This is a genomic window from Thiohalophilus thiocyanatoxydans (assembly GCF_004366735.1).
Taxonomy (GTDB): domain Bacteria; phylum Pseudomonadota; class Gammaproteobacteria; order UBA6429; family Thiohalophilaceae; genus Thiohalophilus; species Thiohalophilus thiocyanatoxydans.
In genome coordinates, this window is record NZ_SOQX01000001.1 from 111,232 (window position 1) to 128,920 (window position 17,689).

Below are 17,689 nucleotides of genomic sequence, written 5' to 3' on the forward strand. Positions count from 1 at the left end.
GCCCCGGTGGATCATGCCGGATCGATCCCCCTCTCCGTCTGCCGCCGCGCCTGTCTCCAAACTCTGGTCGCGGGCCATCCTGCTGGTGGACATGAACGCCTTCTTCGCCTCGGTGGAGCAGCTTGAGCGGCCCGAGCTGCGCGATCGGCCGGTGGCCATTACCAACGGCGAACAGGGCACCTGCATCATCACCTGCTCCTACGAGGCGCGCCATCATGGTGTGCACACCGGCATGCGCCTCAAAGAGGCCGGGCAGTTATGTCCCGATCTGATTCGGATCCCGGCCCGGCCGCAACGTTACGCCGCCGTCTCCACGACGATCATGGCCGCGCTGCAGGAGACGATCAGTCCCGATATGGAGATATTCTCCGTCGACGAGGCGTTTCTCGACATCACCCGTTGTCAGAAGCTGCTCGGCCATCCCGCTGATATCGCGCAACGCGCCAAACAGATCGTCTTCGAGGTTTCGGGGTTGCGCTGTTCGGTGGGGCTCAGCGGCGACAAGACCACCGCCAAGTATGCCGCCAAGCTCAACAAACCCGACGGCCTGACGGTGATCCCGCCGGAGGAGGCCAGACAGACGCTGGCCGATGTGCCGGTCACCGAACTGTGCGGCATCAACCGCGGCATCGGCGAATTTCTGGCCGCCCGCGGCGTACATCGCTGCGCCGACATGGCCGGCCTGCCCATCGGCGCGCTGGCGCAACGCTTCGGCAATCCCGGGCGGCGCATCTGGTACATGGCCCGGGGGGCCGATCCCGATCCGGTCCACGTCAATGTGGCCCCGCCCAAAACCATCGGCCACGGCAAGGTGGTTCCGCCGGATACCCGTGATCGGGGCACGCTGCTGACCTTCCTGTTGCACATGAGCGAAAAAGTGGGGGAGCGGCTGCGTCGGCATCATCTGCAGGCGCAGCATTTTTTCATCGGTCTGCGTTGCGCCCGGGGCTGGCTCGGCACCCGCGCCCCGACCCGCCTGCCAACCGACGACGGCGGGGCGATCTACCAGTTGTCCCGCCAGGTGTTGCGTGATCACTGGCAGGGTGAAGGCATCCATCAGGTCCAGATTACCGCGCTGGATCCCCGCAATGGCGAACGGCAACTGCAGCTGTTCGAGGCCGAACCCGTCCAGCAACGGGCCAGTAATCAGGTAATGGACGCCGTCAACCAGCGCTACGGGGAATTCACCCTGGCCCCGGCACGATTACTGAACCGCGCCGACATGCCGAACGTCATCTCCCCGGCCTGGAAACCGTTCGGTCATCGACAAACCATTTCCGACAATTAAGCCCCGGGGTTTTTCTGCCACACCAGCGTGCGGTTGTTGACCGGCATTTCGATATCTTCCACCAGAGAGAGACCCGCCGCCCCGGCGAGCCGTTGCAGGTCGGTCACGTCGCGCACCCCACTGACGGGATCCCGTTGGCGCAACCCCGTATCAAAGCGCGCATTGTTTTCACTGGTGTGGACCCCGTCATACTTGAACGGCCCGTAAAGACAGAAGCGACCGCCGGGCGCCAGCACGCGCGCCACCCCCTCGAACAGGATCTCCACGGCGGGCCAGCCCATGATATGCACCGTGTTGGCGCTGAAGATGCCGTCGTAGGTGTCCCGGGGCCAGGCGGGTTTACGCAGATCCAGCACAAAAGGTGCCGCCAGGTCGTCGCGTTGCGATTCCCCCTGCCAGAGGCGGATGCCCGGCAGGTTTTCCGCCACGTCGCTGGGCTGCCAGTGCAGGTGCGGCAGCTGCTCGGCAAAAAACACCGCATGCTGGCCGGTGCCGCTGCCGATTTCCAGAATCGTTCGGCAGTCGGCAAACTGTTGTTGCAATACCGCCAGGATCGGCCACTTGTTCTCCTCACAGGCTTCGGCAAAAGGTTTCATCAGACAGGACTCATTTTGGTTGGGCACTTGCGGTGCGTTGGATATGCATCAATATTTGATATGTATCAATACTGGCTATTTATATTAGTATTATATTAATTACCGGATCATCAAGCGATATGGGAGTTGGCATGCGCATCGTGTTGTTATTTGGCCTGCTGGCAGCCGTTCTGGCCGGTTGCCAGGAAGGTCCTGCGTCGGCTGACAAGGCGGCGGCGCGACCCGACGGCGCCAGGCTGTACACGCAGCACTGTGCCGCCTGTCATGGTGACGAGGGTGACGGCGGGGTAGGCGTCCCCCTGAATCTGCCCGATTTTCAATATGGGGTCAGTGATCGGTTTTTAAAAGAGACGATTCGTCATGGCCGCCCGGGGCGGGTCATGCCGGCGTTCCCCACACTCAGTGACGCCGAAGTCGACGCCCTGGTCAGACATCTGCGCACCTGGGCGCCGGGCCAACCGCTTACCCCGACCGATGAAACCATCGAGGGCGATCCCCGCCGGGGCAAAGCGCTCTATGATAAACATTGTGTCAGTTGCCACGGCGCGCAGGGCGAGGGCGGCGAAGGCACCGGCGTGACATTCTCCCGGCCCCGCGATCTGCCTATTATCGCCCCGGCGCTCAACAACAGCGGCTTTCTGGCTGCCGCCTCGGACAAATTGATCAAGGCCGCGCTGATGAACGGCCGCGAAGGCACCCCGATGCCGTCGTTCCGCAAACAGGGACTCAGTGAACAACAGATCGACGATATCGTCAGTTATGTCCGCAGCTTCGAACAACAGCCGGACCCCACTGCCGTGGGCAGCGCCGACGATGAGCCGCTGACCATCAGCCGCGAATCGCCCCACTCCGTCGAGGAGACCGTTGCAGCCGTCAAGCGGGCCGCCGTGGGCAGAAACTTTCGTATTATCCGGACCCAGACACTCGAGGACGGCTTTTTCCCGGAGGCAGAGCAAAACCCCGATCAGGTGATCGTCCATTTCTGTAATTTCGATTTCCTCAACCGGGCTCTGGCCATCGATCCGCGGGTTGGACTGTTTTTACCCTGCCGGGTCACGGTCGCGAAGCACGAAGGCAAGGTCGAAGTCACGGCCATCAATCCCAAACGCCTGGCCTATCTGTTTAACAATGCCGAGTTGAACCGTCTTTGCGAGGAAATGGCTCAAACCTACAATGCAATTATCGACGAAGCGACATTCTGATGATGAAACGACTCACTCTACTATTCAGCCTGTTAATGCTGCTGACACCGGCCTACAGCGTCGACCGCCTGTTGATGGCGCGTACCGAACAGGCCTTTCCCGAGGCCATGTTAAAGCTGCAGGAGACCATCAAAAAACACGGCTATACCGTCAGCCGGGTTCAACGGGTCGATATCGGTCTGACCCAGTTCGGTTATGAAACTGACAAGTACCGGGTGGTTTTCTTTGGCAAGGCGGAAGAGATCCGGCGCATGAGCAGCGAGTATCCACAGCTGATACCGTATCTGCCGTTGAAGATTGCGATCTTCGCCGAAGAGGAAGACACGCTGATGGTCTCTTTCAGCCCCCTGCAACTGATGGAGACGGATGAGCCCGAACTCAACAGTGTGCTGGAGAACTGGACCGCCGATCTGCAGGCCATGCTTGCCGACATGCGCAACGACAACGAATAGCCGCACGTCCGTTGCGCCGGCCGCTCCGGCGTGTACCAGCCCCCGGTCCCGGACAATGCCGTCAGCCGAAGTGCCCGGCTGTTGACGCTGGTTCGTGGCTAATCCCGGCAACAGTATCCAGGCTCATGATCCATCGAAATATCAGCCGCCCGGCACCGTGTTAACAAATGTGGCCTGGACCGCACATTATTGACCGGCCGCGACTTGCACATCGACCGCGGTGGCGGTAGCGTATGTTTCCGGTTAACACGGCACGGCTAAGGGATTACCGATCATGCTGGACAAACTCGACATTCCCCACTTGCAGGACATTATCCGTGCCTGTCCCGTCGGTGTCCTGTTACAAGATAACAGCGGACGAATCAGCTGGATCAACGATACCCTGGCCGACATGCTGGGCCCGACACGCCAGAACCAACTGCTCAACCAACAGGTCGACGAACTCCCCGAACCCCTGGGCGCCCTGTTCAACCTGACCACGCCCCTGCATCTGCCGAATCAAGAGACCGGGGACGATCGCTGGTTGATGAGAGAGCAACAAATCATGCCCGACAACCAGGGCACGGTTCACTATTTTATCGACATCACGCCGTTACAACGGCTGATGCAGGAGCGCGACCAACTCAAGGATGATCTCAACGATATTATTATGGTCGACAGCGAAACCGGTATGCGCAACCGCAAGGGGCTCTATTACAGTCTCGAGCCGCAACTATCGCGCAGCCGCCGTTACGACCGTCCTCTCTCCATTATCATCCTGCGGCTCAACTGCCTGGAACGCTTCACACAAGACTATCAACGGGACGATGCGTTGCCGATAGTGCTCGCTGTCAGTCGACTGCTCAGCGATCAATTGCGCTGGGCGGATCTGGCCGGTCGCCTCTCGGAAAACGATTTTTTGCTGGTACTGCCGGAAACCCGCCTCGACGATGCCAACAAGGTGGCGGACAACCTGCGCCGGCAGATCACCGAGCTGACCCTCCCCGATCCGGTGTCCGCCGATTTTATGATCACCGCGCAGTTCGGAGTTGCCGAATGGCGCAAGGGGGATGACATGGGGTTGTTGCTGATGCGTGCCCGCAAGATGCTCAATGACGACGCCGAACCCCAACCCGAGAATAGGGGCTAGAACCTGATCAGGGAATCAGGTAGGCCCGATATAGCAACGCGGTATCGGGCATTTCCCCGGGTTGCCGGACACCGCTTTGCTATGTCCGGCCTACCCCTGTTCAGTAAATCAGGTAGGCCCGATATAGCAACGCGATATCGGGCATTTTTCCGGGTTGCCGGACACCGCTTTGCTATGTCCGGCCTACCCCCTGTTCAGGAAATCAGGTAGGCCCGATATAGCAACGCGGTATCGGGCATTTCCCCGGGTTTGCCGGACACCGCTTTGCTATGTCCGGCCTACCCCCCCTGTTCAGGAAATCAGGTAGGCCCGATATAGCAACGCGGTATCGGGCATTTCCCCGGGTTTGCCGGACACCGCTTTGCTATGTCCGGCCTACCCCTTGATCAGGTAATCAGGTAGGCCCGATATAGTAACGCGGTATCGGGCATTTCCCCGGGTTGCCGGACACCGCTTTGCTATGTCCGGCCTACCCCTTGATCAGGGAATCAGGTAGGCCCGATATAGCAACGCGATATCGGGCATTTCCCCGGGTTGCCGGACACCGCTTTGCTATGTCCGGCCTACCCCCTGTTCAGGAAATCAGGTAGGCCCGATATAGCAACGCGGTATCGGGCATTTCCCCGGGTTTGCCGGACACCGCTTTGCTATGTCCGGCCTACCTCCTCACCAGAACCCACGGAATATAAGATTTATTCTTCGTGTCTTGGTGTCTTCGTGGTGAATATTTTCCTCGTCACTCGTCCCTCGTAACTCGTCCCTGTTTTTTAGAGGGTCAGCTGTTCCAGTCGTGTGCGCACCCGGATGATGGCGGCGCGGACCTGTTCCGGGGCGGTGCCGCCGATATGGTTGCGCGCGGCGACCGAGCCTTCCAGGGTCAATACCTCGAATACATCCGGCTCGATCACATTGGAAAACTGCTGCAGCTCGTCGAGACTCATCTCGGAGAGATCCTTGTCATTGTCCACCCCGTAACGCACCGCCTTGCCGACGATCTCGTGCGCGTCGCGAAACGCCACGCCCTTGCGGACCAGATAATCGGCCAGATCGGTGGCGGTGGAAAAGCCGCGCCGGGCGGCCTCATACATGTTATCCCGCTTGACCTGGATCTGCGGCATCATATCGGCATACAGCTTCAGACACCCTTTGACATTATCGATGGTGTCAAACAGCGGTTCCTTGTCTTCCTGATTGTCCTTGTTATAGGCCAGCGGCTGGGCCTTCATCAGGGTCAGTAACGACATCAGATGGCCGTAGATACGCCCGGTCTTGCCGCGCACCAGTTCGGGCACGTCGGGGTTTTTCTTCTGCGGCATAATACTCGAACCGGTACAGAAGCTGTCGCCGAGATCGACAAAATCAAACTGCGCCGAGGACCAGAGAATCAACTCCTCGGAAAAGCGCGACAAATGCATCATCAATACCGAGGCGTCCGAGACCAGCTCGATGGCAAAGTCCCGATCGCTGACCGCATCCAGGGAGTTTTCCGCCACGCCAGCAAAACCCAGCTCCCGGGCGGTAAAGAGCCGGTCGATCGGATAGGTGGTCCCGGCCAGCGCCGCGGCACCCAGCGGCAGCACATTGACCCGTTGATAGGCGTCCCTGAGCCGCGCCAGATCCCGCAGCAACATCTCCACCCAGGCCAGCATATGGTGACCGAAGGTAACCGGCTGCGCGGTCTGCAAGTGGGTAAAGCCGGGCATGATGGTCCCGGCCTCTTCTTCGGCCAGGCCCAGCAACCCCTCGATCAGACGCGTCACTTCGGCCTGCATCACCTGCATCTCGTCACGGAGATACAAACGGATATCGGTCGCCACCTGATCGTTGCGCGAACGGCCGGTGTGCAGTTTCTTGCCGATGTCGCCGATCCGATCGGTGAGGCGCGCCTCGATGTTCATATGCACATCTTCCAGGCTCGTCGACCAGGCAAACTCACCCCGCTCGATATCCTGCTCGATCGCCCGCAAGCCATCGACAATCGTATCCCGCTCCGCTTCACTCAACACACCCACATGCGCCAGCATCCGGGCATGCGCGATGGAGCCGGCGATATCGTGTTTGTACAGGCGCTTGTCAAAACCGACCGATGCGGTAAACACCTCGACAAAGGCGTCGGTCGGCGCGGTAAAACGCCCCGCCCAGGGTTTATCGGTCTGACTGGCATCACTCATGACGGCTCATCCATTCATTCAACTGCTTCGATTATAACGGTTTCACCCTGGTTGCGCATGAGATCGCACAATTCGGGCTTTAATTCAGCTAAGATGGGAAAACACGCCAACTCCGGAGCAACGATGCCGGTCACTGCGGACAAATCCCCTTCAACCAGCCCGGAATCGGATAACCTCTTTTTGCCGGACTTTTGCGGCATCCGCATGGTGTTCCTGGTGGTGATCATCGCCGAGCTTGCCGCGATCGTTATCGCACTGGCACCGCTGGAGGTTTCACTGACCGAGCGCTGGACACGCCTGGGTCTGATCTCCCTGTTTATACAGTGGTGCGCACTGACCAGTTGCGCGGTATTGTGCCTGTTGCGCCGTCGTCTGAGCCGGCTGCCTGTCTGGAAGGCCAGTCTTTACAGTTATCTGCTGATTCTGCTGATCATTGTGCTGGTCAGTGAGGGTGCCTACTGGCTGGTTCATTATCCCGGCGGTCTGGGTGGCCTCTGGCACAGCCAGTTTCTGGCACGCAATCTGCTCATCGGCCTGATCATCACCGGCCCGCTGCTGCGCTACTTCTATGTTCAGCAGCAATGGCGACGCCAGGTCCGCGCCGAATCGGAATCCCGCCTGCAGGCGCTGCAATCCCGCATTCGGCCGCACTTTCTGTTCAACAGCATGAACACTATCGTCAGTCTGATCCGCCAAAAACCGGAACAGGCCGAACAGGCGGTGGAGAATCTCGCCGATCTGTTTCGCGCCTCGATCAGCGACGCCCGCCAACGCGTGACCCTGACCGAAGAACTGGAGCTGTGCGAACGTTATTTACAGATTGAACAACTGCGTCTGGGCGAACGACTGAAAGTACACTGGCAGGTCGGTGACCTGCCGGATGATGCGCAAGTCCCGGCCCTGCTGCTGCAACCGCTGATCGAAAACGCCATCTATCACGGCATCGAACCGCGCACCGAGGGCGGCACGATCGAGGTAGAGGGCGTTGCCGACGGGCAACAACTGCGGATGACGATTCGCAATCCGTTACCCGAAACGCCCTCATCCCGGCCATTTCGCCCGGGGAATCAGCTGGCTCTGCAGAACACCCGCGATCGGCTGGCCGCCGGTTTTGACGGCCCGACACAACTGACGCTTGACGAGGATGATCGACATTATAAAGTCTGCTTGAATTTTCCCTATGAGCCCTGGCATGAAAATTCTGATCGTTGACGACGAGCCGCTGGCCCGCAGCCGTCTGCAAAGTCTGCTGGAGGCACTGCCCGATATCCGCATCGTCGGCGGAGCCCGTAACGGCCGGCAGGCGCTGGAGCTGGTAGAACAACATCAGCCGGATATTGTGTTGCTGGACATTCGCATGCCCGGTATGGACGGCATGGAAGCCGCCACGCATCTGAATAAACTGGCCAATCCGCCGGCGATCATATTTACCACCGCTTACGATCAATACGCCCTGGCGGCCTTGAAAAATCATGCGGTCGATTACCTGCTCAAACCGATCAAGCAACAACAACTGCAACGCGCCCTGCAGGCCGCGACCCAGCTGACCCGCGCCCAGCTGCAATCCCTGGCACAGCTGCAGGAAGAACATGCCGACGCGCCCCAAAATATCAGCGCCCGCGTTCAGGGCGGCGTGCGCCTGATTCCGGTCAACGAGGTACTCTGTTTTCTGGCCGAAGACAAGTATGTCACGGTCAGCTACCGGGGCGGGGAGGTGTTGATCGAGGAGTCGCTCAAGTCCCTGGAACACAAGTTTGCCGATCAGTTCATTCGCGTGCATCGCAACGCCCTGGTGGCACGGCGCTATATCAAGGAACTGCGCAAGGATCCCCAGGGGCGGATGCGGCTCTATTTGCAGCATGGGGAAAAAAATCTGGAAGTCAGTCGCCGGCACCTGCCGGCGATCCGGCAATTGATCCGGACGATGGCGATCGCCGGGGGCTGAAAACGGCGTTACTGCAGGGAAACGTTCAGCGGCCGCAGATGCTGCAACGCGACATCAATGGCATCATCCAGTTCGCCGCCATAAAACGCCGGGGTGGTGATCCCCAGCACCCGCTCGGCCAGTTGGTGACCGCGATAATCGACAAACACTACCGTCGGCGTGACACTGGCCTGGTAACGCGCGGCGATCTCATCGGGTTCACGCATCCGGCCGTCGAAATCCCGAATATCCGCAAACCGATCGACCTTGATAATGCGCATTATCACCTTGTCGGTGTACTCACCGCTTTTGCGCATGGGTTCCAGAAACTTCTCCCGAACCTGATCACAATAACCGCAGCCATCCTGCGAAAACATGATCAGCAGCGGCAGGTTCCTCTCCCGGGCCAGGCGCCCGTCGGCACGCAGATCCGTGGTACGGGGCACCTCGTACGCCGGCGCGGCATGACTGGTTGTACTCAAGGGCAACGCCAGGGACAGGCAGAGCAGCGATATGGCGGGAAATCGGCGTAACATCAGAGGCATCGGTACGGCATGGATTTGGTGTATTATAGACATTTGTACGAATTTCTTCGCAAAAGTTTTATAATCTCTTTTTATACCCCCATAAATCCTTAATCAAGAGCAAGGCATGAGCGAAACCCTCCGTATAGCAACACGCAAAAGTCAGCTGGCGCTGTGGCAGGCCGACTATGTCAAAACCGCGCTGGAAGCGCTCCATCCCGATCTGCGGGTCGAGCTGGTCAAAATGACCACCCAGGGGGACAAGATCCTCGACACCCCGCTGGCCAAGGTGGGCGGCAAGGGGCTGTTCGTCAAGGAGCTGGAAAGCGGCCTGCTTAGCGGGGACGCCGATATCGCCGTCCACTCGATGAAGGATGTGCCGGTGGAGCTGCCCGAGGGCCTGCATCTGCCGGTCATCTGCCCGCGCGAGGATCCGCGCGATGCCTTCGTCTCCAATACCTATACCGCCCTGGAACAGCTGCCCGAGGGCGCCCGGCTGGGCACCTCGAGCCTGCGCCGCCAGTGCCAGATCGCCGAGCTGCGCCCGGATCTGCAGATTCTCGATCTGCGCGGCAACGTCAATACCCGTCTGCAAAAACTCGATGACGGCCAGTATGACGCTATTATCCTCGCCGCCGCCGGGCTCAAGCGGCTCGGCTTCGAGGATCGCATCACCCAGTTCCTCGGCCCGGAGATCAGCCTGCCGGCCATCGGCCAGGGGGCCGTCGGGATCGAGTGTCGTCGCGACGATGAACGGATCAACCGCCTGATCGCGCCTCTCAACCATGCCACCACCGCTACCCGGGTGCGTGGCGAACGGGCCATGAACCACCGGCTCAACGGCGGCTGCCAGGTGCCGATCGCCGGCTACGCCGAAGTCTCCCACGGCGTGATCCTGATCCGCGGCCTGGTGGGGCGCATCGACGGCACGGAAATGGTCCGCGGCGAGATCGCCGGCCCCCCGGAGGATGCCGCCGAGCTTGGCGTGGTGCTGGCCGAGGATCTGCTGGCGCGCGGCGCCGACGTGATCCTGGAGGAGCTGTATGGGGTGTGATCTGGCCGGTCTGCGGGTGGTCGTCACCCGCCCGGCAGAGCAGGCCACCGCCCTGCAAGAACGCATCACACAGGCCGGCGGCCGGGCGCTGCTGTTTCCCCTGCTGGCCATCGCCGGCCCAGCCGATCCGGCGCGCCTCCGCCCCCTCCTGGCCGGCCTCTCCGACACGGATCTGCTGATCTTTGTCAGTCCCAACGCCGTGCGTTACGGCCTCGAGCAGCTGGCCGCTTACGGCGGCCTCCCGGCGGGCAGCCGTCTCGCCTGCGTCGGCCTGGGGACCGCCCGGGCCCTGGAACAACGGGCCGGGCGGCCCCCCGATCTGCTCCCCGCCGGCGGCTACGACAGCGAGGCGCTGCTGGCCCTGCCGGCCCTGCAACAGGTCGACGGTCAACGGGTGGTGATCTTTCGCGGCCAGGGGGGACGCGAACAGCTGGCCGAGACCCTGCGTGCCAGAGGCGCGCAGGTGGAGTATGCTGAGGTCTATCGACGGATCAGGCCGGACAATGATCCCGAACAGTTACCGGACCTGTTGCGCCAGGACGCGATCGATATTATCAGTGTTACCAGCAGTGAAGCGCTGGACAACCTGATCGAATTCGGCGCGCCCGAGCTGGAGAGATTGCAACGTACCCCGCTGGTGGTGTTTCATCAACGAATTGCCGACGCCGCCCGACGGCGCGGATTTCACGGCCCGCTGCGGGTCTGTGACCAACCCGGCGACGACGGACTGATCGAGACGCTGCGCCGCTGGCGCCATGGTGAGTAACAACGCGATGAACGACAAAGAGACCGAAAACGATAACGCCCCGCCCGATACCCCGGACGAGGCGACAGAGCAGGACGCCGGCTCCGCGGAAGCGGAGACTCCCCCGACAGCGCCGAAAAAGCGCTCCCGCGTCGGCGGGATCGCCCTGTTTTTCGCCCTGCTCGGTCTGCTCGGCGTGATCGCCCTGGCCGGCGGCGGCTATTACCTGTGGCAAAACCAGCAACAGCTGAGCGCCGAGCAGGCGCAACAGCTCAGCACGCTGCGGGATAACCTGGCCAATCTCCAGCAAGAACAGCGCACCAAAAGCGAACAGCAGGGAGAACAACTCGACAGCTTGCGTGAACGCCAGCGCAATCTGGACAACGCCCTGGAAAAACTACTCGCCAGCCGCAGCCATCTGCGCAACGACTGGCTGCTGACCGAAGCCGAGTACCTGCTCAAGCTGGCCAACCACCGCCTGTTACTGGAGCGGGATGTGGAAACCGCCATGGTGGCCCTGCAATCGGCCGACGCCCGGCTGCGTGACGTGGCCGATCCCGGCCTGCTGCCAATCCGCGAGCGCATCGCCGCCGACATCAATGATCTGCGCAGCGTCGACCAGCCGGACCTCGCGGGGCTCTCCTTCAATCTGAGCAGCCTGGCCGAGGATGTCACCCGTTTACCCCTGGCCACGCCCGATCCGCAAAGTCAGAACCGCCAGGGCGAACAACCCGTGGCCGACGAGGTCGATAACTGGCAAGAACTGCCGGCGGCGATCTGGCGCGATATCAAGTCACTGGTGGTGATTCGCCAGCATGATGATCCGATCCAACCGCTGCTGGCACCCGAACAGCGCTTCTTTTTAACCCAGAATCTGCAACTGCAACTGGAACAGGCGCGTCTGGCGCTGCTCAACGGCCAGACCCGGGTCTATCAGGAGCGGCTGCAACAGGCCCGTCAGTGGCTGGAAACCTATTTCGATACCGGGCATAACCCCACCCGCCAGGCGATCGAACAACTGACCGAACTGGCCGAGCAGGAGATCCATCCCGAACTCCCTGACATCAGCGACACACACCGGGCCTTGCAAACATTTCGGCAACAACACAGCCCGGCCGACGATGCGCCCGCCCCGGCGTCAGACGACGACAGCGATCAACAGGACAGCCCGTCATCATGAAAGGGTTGTTCTACGCTTTTTTGATTCTGCTCGGCGCCGTCCTGCTCGGGCTGCTCGCCTATCAGGATCCCGGCTATGTCCTGATCAGCCGCGGGCAAAGCACCGTGGAGATGACCCTGTCACTGTTTGTCAGCGCCATCGTCCTCGGTTTTATTCTGCTCTATTTTTTGATCCGGCTGGTCGTACGCAGCTGGCATGTCCCGGCGAACCTGCGCCGCTGGCGCAAACTGCGCCGTCGGCGCAAGGCGCGCCACGCGTCCAACCGCGGCCTGATCGAGCTGGCGGAAGGCAACTGGCGCCGCGCCGAACGGGCGCTGATCAAACACGTCAAAGAGAGTGACACCCCGCTGCTCAACTATCTCTCCGCGGCGCGGGCCGCGCAAAAACAGCACGCGCACGAACGCCGCGATCACTATTTGTCACTCGCCCACCACAGCGCCCCCGGCGCCGACGTGGCTGTGGGGCTGACCCAGGCGGAACTGCAGCTGGCCCACGGTCAGCTGGAACAGTCGCTGGCCAGCCTGATGCATCTGCAATCGCTGGCGCCGCACCATCCGCATGTGTTGTATCTGCTCATGCAGCTGTACGAACAACTGCACAGCTGGAGTGATCTGCAGGCGCTGTTACCCCAGCTGGACAAGTACAAGGTGCTCGAGGAGACCGAGCATAATCAGCTCAGCAAAAAGGTTTATCTGAACCTGCTGCAGATGAACCGGCACAGGGCCGAAACGCTCAACAAGATCTGGCAACAGTTGCCGCGCGATCTGCGCCAGGATCAGGCGTTGATCGAGGAGTACGCCCGAGACCTGATCGATCTGGCGCAACACGATGCGGCCGAAACCGTGCTGCGCGAGGCGATCAAACGTGACTATAACAACGAGCTGGTGCGCCTCTACGGACTGGCAAGCTCCACCACGCCGGAGCGTCAACTGCAACAGGCGGAACACTGGCTCAAGGGCCGGGAGAACAACGCCAATCTGTTGCTGGCGCTGGGACGCCTCGCACGACGTTGTGACCTCTGGGGCAAGGCACGCAGTTATCTGGAAGCCAGCCTGGGCAACCACGAACTGGCGGAAACCTATCGCGAGCTGGGACAGTTACTGGATAAACTCAATGAACGGGAACAGGCCGCCGACTGTTACCGCAAGGGATTATTACTTCTGAGTGTCTGAGGGATTACCGCTGTCCTGCTCGCCGGAGTCCATCTCCTCAACTTCATTGGCCACGTCATCAAACAGGCTGTTACATACCACCCGCAGATCATGTAACTGGGCGCCGATTTCGCTGATCCTGTCGTAACTCTTGCCGTGCAGCTCCATTTGCATGCGATGCGCCGTGGAATGGGCCATACGCAACATATCGCATAGATGGGCCGCCTCATCCAGCAAGCGGCTGCCTTTTTCTCCAACTGAATCCGTCACTACGTTTTATCCCGTCATGCAGCCAGCGGCTGTACTGAGAATAAACTTAGCAGATCGGCGGGAGTTTGCGAAGCACCGCATCAGTCCCTGTTGTATTCAAACGCATCGGAGTAATAGTGGTCCAGATCCAGCCCGTGAGCGGGAAACATTGCCTGCCCGGCATAGACCATCGGTGGCGGCCCGGAGGCATAGATATCATAGCCACCCAGTTCGGGATAATCCTGGACAATCGCCTCATGCACATACCCGGTGCGACCCTGCCAGTTATCTTCGTCCATGGGCTCAGACAATACGGGGGTATACCGGAAGTTGGCGTGCGCCTTGAGCCACTGTTCGGGGAGCGACGCCATGTAGAGATCCCGGGCCGCCCGCGCGCCCCAGTAGAGATGCATCGGCCGCTCGCTGCCCAGGGCAAAGGCGTGCTCGATCATCCCCTTGATGGGAGCAAACCCGGTGCCCCCGGCCATGAAGATGATCGGCCGATCCGACTCCTCGCGCAGATAAAAACCGCCGAACGGCCCTTCGATACGCAGGATATCCTTGACCTGCATCTTGTCGAACACTTCGCCGGTAAAACGGCCGCCTTCCACATGGCGGATATGCAAGACCAGAAACGCGTCGTCGTGCGGCGCGTTGGCCAGGGAAAAGCTGCGTCGACGCCCGTCCTTGAGCACAAAGTCCACATACTGGCCGGCCAGAAACTGCAGCCGCTCACTGGCAGGCAGCTTGAGTTTCAGCAGCATGACATCATGATTGAGTCGCGACATCTCGGCGATGCGGGTGGGCAGTTTTTTAATCGGGATATCCTGGCCTTCGGCCACTTCGCGGGTTTCAATGATCAGGTCCCCGCGGGCCCGGGCCTGACAAAACAGTGCCATACCGGCGATCGCCTGTTCTTCCGTCAACGCCGGCGGCAATTCACCGTCGGGGTAGGCGATCTTGCCCTCGACCACCTTGCCCATGCAGGATCCGCAAGCCCCGTTACGGCAACCGTAAGGCAGCGTCAAACCGTGGCGCAGGGCGGCATCCAGCACCGGCTCATCGGCTTCGACAGGAAAAGTGTGGCCACTGGGCTCGACTTTAACGGAAAAACTCATAAAATTGCTCAACTTCTCATCACAAAGCGCGGAATTATCTCCTAATGAACCCGGCAGTAAAACCCCCTGAACAGGTATTGATCGTCGGCTGTGGCGATATCGGTCGGCGTGTTGCCCGGCTGTGGCAGGCGCAGGACATTCCGGTCACCGGACTGGCACGCCATGTGGAACCCCTGGACGAGGCGGGGATTCCGGCCCGGGTGGCCGATCTCGACGACCCCGCCAGCCTCAGCGCCCTGCCGGCCGACGGGGCGCTGATCTGTTACTTTGCGCCGCCACCCCCGCGCGGGGATCAGGATCCGCGCATGCAGCATTTCCTGCAGGCACTGGATCAACAGGGCGCACGCCCGCAGCGGATGGTCTATATCAGCACCTCCGGGGTCTACGGCGATCAGCAGGGCGGTATCGTGAGCGAAGCCACCCCGGCCAATCCCCAGGTGGATCGCGCCCGGCGGCGCTATCATGCCGAGCAGACCCTGCGCCAGTGGGGCCGCGAGCGGCATGTCCCTGTCATCATCCTGCGGGTCGGCGGTATCTATGGCCCCGGCCGCCTGCCCGTCAGGCGGATCCGGAAACAGGTCCCGATGGTCCACGAGGCGCTGGCGCCGCTGACCAACCGCATTCACGCCGCCGATCTGGCTGCCATCTGCGTGGCCGCCGCCCGGCGCGGACGCGCCGATACTATTTATAATGTCAGCGACGGCGATGAGAGCAACATGACCGCCTATTTCAATAGCGTCGCCGACTTTCTCGGCCTGCCACGCCCGCCTTTAATCGAGATGGATGAAGCCCGACAGACCCTGAGCGAGGGCATGCTCTCCTACCTGGGCGAATCGCGGCGCATGGATACCTCGCGACTGCATGAGGAACTGGGCATCGAATTGCAGTATCCGACCCTGCAGATCGGTCTGGAAGCCACCTGCCAAAACGATAGGGACGAGGTACGAGGTACGAGGGACGAGGGAGGTTGATCCTTGTTGCTGGTTTCGGGCTGGCACACGCCGTACAATGCGGCTTGATTTGATTTTTGTTCGGTCTGCGCATGAAACCCATTAGTCAGTTCTTTCGCCTGTTTTACATCAGCTTTGTGCTGATGCGTCACGGGCTGGACGGGCTGGTGCTGAATACGCCGTTGTTTCGGCCGTTTCGGGTTCTCAAGATTTTTATGCCCTGGTTGTGGTGGTCGCGCAAACAGCCGCGCGGCGAACGCATTCGCCTGGCGCTGGAGGATCTGGGGCCCATCTTTATCAAGTTCGGGCAGATCCTCTCCACCCGCCGCGATCTGCTGCCCGATGACATTGCCGAGGAGCTAACCCGGCTGCAGGATCAGGTTCCGCCATTCTCCGATCAGCTGGCGCGCACGATTATCGAGCGCGAGCTGGGCGAATCGATCGATGCCGTTTTCGCCAACTTCGAGGCGACCCCGTTTGCCTCCGCCTCCATCGCCCAGGTCCACGGCGCCACCCTGCACGGCGGACAGGATGTGGTGGTCAAGGTATTGCGACCCGATATCCTGCCGGTCATCAAGCGGGACATCGGCCTGATGTACCTGTTTGCCAACGCCTTCGAGCGTTACTGGGCCATCGGTCGCCAGTTGCATGCCGTCGAAGTGGTCAGTGAATTTGAAAAAACCATTCTCGATGAACTCGACCTGACCCGTGAGGCGGCCAACGCCTCGCAATTACGCCGCAACTTTATCGACTCACCACTGCTGTATGTCCCCGAGGTCTACTGGGATTACTGCCGGCGTAATGTGATGGTGATGGAACGTATCGCGGGCGTCCCCATCGGTCATACCGAGCAGTTGCGTCAGGCCAACATCAATCTCAAGGCACTGGCCGAACACGGCGTGGAGATCTTTTTCACCCAGGTGTTTCGCGACAGCTTTTTTCACGCCGACATGCACCCCGGCAATATCTTCGTCTCCAACGAGGGGCAGTATCTGGCCGTGGACTTCGGCATCATGGGCTCGCTCAACCCCAGCGACCAGCGCTATCTGGCGGAAAACTTTCACGCCTTTTTCAACCGCGACTACCGTCGTGTAGCGCAATTGCATATCGACTCGGGCTGGATCGATCGGGATACCCGCATCGATGAATTCGAGTCGGCCATCCGCACCGTCTGCGAGCCGATCTTCAACAAGCCCCTGAGCCAGATCTCCTTCGGCCATCTGCTGTTGCGCCTGTTTCAGACCGCGCGGCGCTTCAATATGGAAGTCCAGCCGCAACTGGTACTGCTGCAAAAAACCCTGTTGAATATCGAAGGCCTCGGCCGCCAGCTCTATCCCGAACTGGATCTGTGGCAAACCGCCAAGCCGTTTCTGGAACGCTGGATCCGCGAACAGATCGGCCCCAGGGCGTTTATCAAACATCTGCGCATCAACTTTCCCATGTGGGCCGAACGCCTCCCGCAACTGCCCAACATGGTCTACGATGTGCTGGAGCAGGCCAAGAACGGTAACCTGAATGTGGAACTGCAGGAGAGGCAGATACGCCAGCTGCGCCAGGAAATGCGCCGCAACAACCGCCGCACCTGGAGCGCGATCGTCGGCGCCAGCCTGATCCTCTCCGCCACCATCCTCGCCGCACTCGACGGCTACGCCAAAACCATGCTGGGCAACCTGCCGCTCTACTCCTGGTTGCTCGGGGGCGCCGGCCTGGCCATTCTGCTGGCGGCCTGGCCCGACTATCGCGACGACTAGTTGGCCCGGCTGTGCCGGATCCCGCCATTAACATCAGGCTTGCGAGATTAATACGCATCTTTTATAGGGTCAGCCACGCGTCAAAGAAGGCGACATGGGGTTCGCGTTGATTGAATTGTCTCTTCGCAATCCTGAATCGAAGAACGACAATGCGATATTCAACAAAAGCAACACGGCGCATTCCGGCAACGGATTTGCGCAGGGT

Annotated in this window: 17 protein-coding genes; 12 read left to right on the plus strand and 5 right to left on the minus strand. The window is 60.5% G+C overall.

Translation table 11 applies throughout. The features are described from left to right. Nucleotides 1-13: 13 nt before the first annotated feature. A complete protein-coding gene (locus tag EDC23_RS00495; protein WP_134080318.1) occupies nt 14-1,288 on the plus strand; it encodes a DNA polymerase Y family protein in 1,275 nt (424 codons plus the stop codon). Here EDC23_RS00495 and EDC23_RS00500 read toward each other — a convergent pair. Beyond that, the gene (locus EDC23_RS00500; protein WP_134080319.1) at nt 1,285-1,884 is read right to left on the minus strand and encodes a DUF938 domain-containing protein; all 600 of its coding nucleotides are present in this window, start codon (nt 1,882-1,884) and stop codon (nt 1,285-1,287) included. The genes EDC23_RS00495 and EDC23_RS00500 overlap by 4 nt on opposite strands. A 131-nt stretch (nt 1,885-2,015) precedes the next feature. Here EDC23_RS00500 and EDC23_RS00505 point away from each other — a divergent pair, with 131 nt between their 5' ends. From EDC23_RS00505 to EDC23_RS00515, 3 genes are all read left to right on the plus strand, one after another. After that, nucleotides 2,016-3,086: a c-type cytochrome gene (locus EDC23_RS00505; protein WP_134081226.1), complete on the plus strand. Its 1,071-nt coding sequence runs from the start codon at nt 2,016-2,018 to the stop codon at nt 3,084-3,086. Next, nucleotides 3,086-3,538 carry a DUF302 domain-containing protein gene (locus EDC23_RS00510; protein ID WP_134080320.1) on the plus strand — a complete coding sequence of 151 codons (453 nt, stop codon included), beginning with the start codon at nt 3,086-3,088 and terminating at the stop codon, nt 3,536-3,538. The genes EDC23_RS00505 and EDC23_RS00510 overlap by 1 nt, the downstream gene beginning before the upstream one ends. A 274-nt stretch (nt 3,539-3,812) precedes the next feature. Beyond that, entirely contained in the window at nt 3,813-4,667 is an 855-nt protein-coding gene (locus EDC23_RS00515) for a sensor domain-containing diguanylate cyclase (RefSeq protein ID WP_134080321.1), read from the plus strand. A 767-nt stretch (nt 4,668-5,434) separates the two neighbouring features. Here the strand turns inward: EDC23_RS00515 and argH are convergent. After that, nucleotides 5,435-6,838, minus strand: a complete 1,404-nt coding sequence (gene argH / locus EDC23_RS00520) for an argininosuccinate lyase (protein ID WP_134080322.1) — start codon at nt 6,836-6,838, stop codon at nt 5,435-5,437. A 123-nt stretch (nt 6,839-6,961) separates the two neighbouring features. Here argH and EDC23_RS00525 point away from each other — a divergent pair, with 123 nt between their 5' ends. Both EDC23_RS00525 and EDC23_RS00530 read left to right on the plus strand, forming a co-directional pair. Beyond that, nucleotides 6,962-8,050 (plus strand): sensor histidine kinase, encoded by a 1,089-nt coding sequence (locus tag EDC23_RS00525; protein ID WP_134080323.1) that lies wholly within the window; start codon nt 6,962-6,964, stop codon nt 8,048-8,050. Then, the gene (locus EDC23_RS00530; protein WP_134080324.1) at nt 8,031-8,783 is read left to right on the plus strand and encodes a LytR/AlgR family response regulator transcription factor; all 753 of its coding nucleotides are present in this window, start codon (nt 8,031-8,033) and stop codon (nt 8,781-8,783) included. Before EDC23_RS00525 ends, EDC23_RS00530 begins: the two co-directional genes overlap by 20 nt. Nucleotides 8,784-8,791: 8 nt before the next feature. On the opposite strand, the gene EDC23_RS00535 is transcribed toward EDC23_RS00530, so the two are convergent. Beyond that, complete coding sequence (locus EDC23_RS00535; RefSeq protein WP_134080325.1) at nt 8,792-9,340, minus strand: thioredoxin family protein; 549 nt, start codon at nt 9,338-9,340, stop codon at nt 8,792-8,794. A gap of 73 nt (nt 9,341-9,413) precedes the next feature. Here EDC23_RS00535 and hemC point away from each other — a divergent pair, with 73 nt between their 5' ends. From hemC to EDC23_RS00555, 4 genes are read left to right on the plus strand one after another with little or no spacing between them, the layout of a single operon-like run. After that, a complete protein-coding gene (gene hemC, locus EDC23_RS00540; RefSeq protein WP_134080326.1) occupies nt 9,414-10,340 on the plus strand; it encodes a hydroxymethylbilane synthase in 927 nt (308 codons plus the stop codon). Beyond that, a complete protein-coding gene (locus EDC23_RS00545; protein WP_134080327.1) occupies nt 10,330-11,106 on the plus strand; it encodes a uroporphyrinogen-III synthase in 777 nt (258 codons plus the stop codon). Before hemC ends, EDC23_RS00545 begins: the two co-directional genes overlap by 11 nt. Next, nucleotides 11,096-12,265 carry a uroporphyrinogen-III C-methyltransferase gene (locus EDC23_RS00550; RefSeq protein ID WP_134080328.1) on the plus strand — a complete coding sequence of 390 codons (1,170 nt, stop codon included), beginning with the start codon at nt 11,096-11,098 and terminating at the stop codon, nt 12,263-12,265. Before EDC23_RS00545 ends, EDC23_RS00550 begins: the two co-directional genes overlap by 11 nt. Then, the gene (locus tag EDC23_RS00555) at nt 12,262-13,437 is read left to right on the plus strand and encodes a heme biosynthesis HemY N-terminal domain-containing protein (protein ID WP_134080329.1); all 1,176 of its coding nucleotides are present in this window, start codon (nt 12,262-12,264) and stop codon (nt 13,435-13,437) included. Before EDC23_RS00550 ends, EDC23_RS00555 begins: the two co-directional genes overlap by 4 nt. On the opposite strand, the gene EDC23_RS00560 is transcribed toward EDC23_RS00555, so the two are convergent. After that, the gene (locus EDC23_RS00560; RefSeq protein WP_134080330.1) at nt 13,420-13,686 is read right to left on the minus strand and encodes a hypothetical protein; all 267 of its coding nucleotides are present in this window, start codon (nt 13,684-13,686) and stop codon (nt 13,420-13,422) included. The two genes, EDC23_RS00555 and EDC23_RS00560, sit on opposite strands and share 18 nt — an antisense overlap. Nucleotides 13,687-13,766: 80 nt before the next feature. Next, a complete protein-coding gene (locus EDC23_RS00565) occupies nt 13,767-14,783 on the minus strand; it encodes a CDP-6-deoxy-delta-3,4-glucoseen reductase (protein WP_134080331.1) in 1,017 nt (338 codons plus the stop codon). A 44-nt stretch (nt 14,784-14,827) separates the two neighbouring features. Between EDC23_RS00565 and EDC23_RS00570 the strand changes: the two genes are divergently transcribed. Beyond that, on the plus strand, nt 14,828-15,754 hold the full coding sequence (locus tag EDC23_RS00570) for an SDR family oxidoreductase (protein WP_134080332.1): 927 nt from the start codon (nt 14,828-14,830) through the stop codon (nt 15,752-15,754). 71 nt (nt 15,755-15,825) lie between these two features. Continuing rightward, a complete protein-coding gene (gene ubiB / locus EDC23_RS00575; protein WP_134080333.1) occupies nt 15,826-17,484 on the plus strand; it encodes a ubiquinone biosynthesis regulatory protein kinase UbiB in 1,659 nt (552 codons plus the stop codon). Nucleotides 17,485-17,689 lie beyond the last annotated feature (205 nt).

Excerpts from the sequence above, each read along its gene's own strand:
- EDC23_RS00555 (WP_134080329.1), top strand. The coding sequence starts at position 12,262 with ATGAAAGGGTTGTTCTACGCTTTTTTGATTCTGCTCGGCGCCGTCCTG.
- EDC23_RS00510 (WP_134080320.1), top strand. The coding sequence starts at position 3,086 with ATGATGAAACGACTCACTCTACTATTCAGCCTGTTAATGCTGCTGACA.
- EDC23_RS00545 (WP_134080327.1), top strand. The coding sequence starts at position 10,330 with ATGGGGTGTGATCTGGCCGGTCTGCGGGTGGTCGTCACCCGCCCGGCA.
- ubiB (WP_134080333.1), top strand. The coding sequence starts at position 15,826 with ATGAAACCCATTAGTCAGTTCTTTCGCCTGTTTTACATCAGCTTTGTG.
- hemC (WP_134080326.1), top strand. The coding sequence starts at position 9,414 with ATGAGCGAAACCCTCCGTATAGCAACACGCAAAAGTCAGCTGGCGCTG.
- EDC23_RS00515 (WP_134080321.1), top strand. The coding sequence starts at position 3,813 with ATGCTGGACAAACTCGACATTCCCCACTTGCAGGACATTATCCGTGCC.
- EDC23_RS00570 (WP_134080332.1), top strand. The coding sequence starts at position 14,828 with ATGAACCCGGCAGTAAAACCCCCTGAACAGGTATTGATCGTCGGCTGT.
- EDC23_RS00565 (WP_134080331.1), bottom strand. The coding sequence starts at position 14,783 with ATGAGTTTTTCCGTTAAAGTCGAGCCCAGTGGCCACACTTTTCCTGTC.
- EDC23_RS00495 (WP_134080318.1), top strand. The coding sequence starts at position 14 with ATGCCGGATCGATCCCCCTCTCCGTCTGCCGCCGCGCCTGTCTCCAAA.
- EDC23_RS00530 (WP_134080324.1), top strand. The coding sequence starts at position 8,031 with ATGAAAATTCTGATCGTTGACGACGAGCCGCTGGCCCGCAGCCGTCTG.
- EDC23_RS00550 (WP_134080328.1), top strand. The coding sequence starts at position 11,096 with ATGGTGAGTAACAACGCGATGAACGACAAAGAGACCGAAAACGATAAC.
- EDC23_RS00525 (WP_134080323.1), top strand. The coding sequence starts at position 6,962 with ATGCCGGTCACTGCGGACAAATCCCCTTCAACCAGCCCGGAATCGGAT.
- EDC23_RS00535 (WP_134080325.1), bottom strand. The coding sequence starts at position 9,340 with ATGTCTATAATACACCAAATCCATGCCGTACCGATGCCTCTGATGTTA.
- EDC23_RS00505 (WP_134081226.1), top strand. The coding sequence starts at position 2,016 with ATGCGCATCGTGTTGTTATTTGGCCTGCTGGCAGCCGTTCTGGCCGGT.
- argH (WP_134080322.1), bottom strand. The coding sequence starts at position 6,838 with ATGAGTGATGCCAGTCAGACCGATAAACCCTGGGCGGGGCGTTTTACC.
- EDC23_RS00500 (WP_134080319.1), bottom strand. The coding sequence starts at position 1,884 with ATGAAACCTTTTGCCGAAGCCTGTGAGGAGAACAAGTGGCCGATCCTG.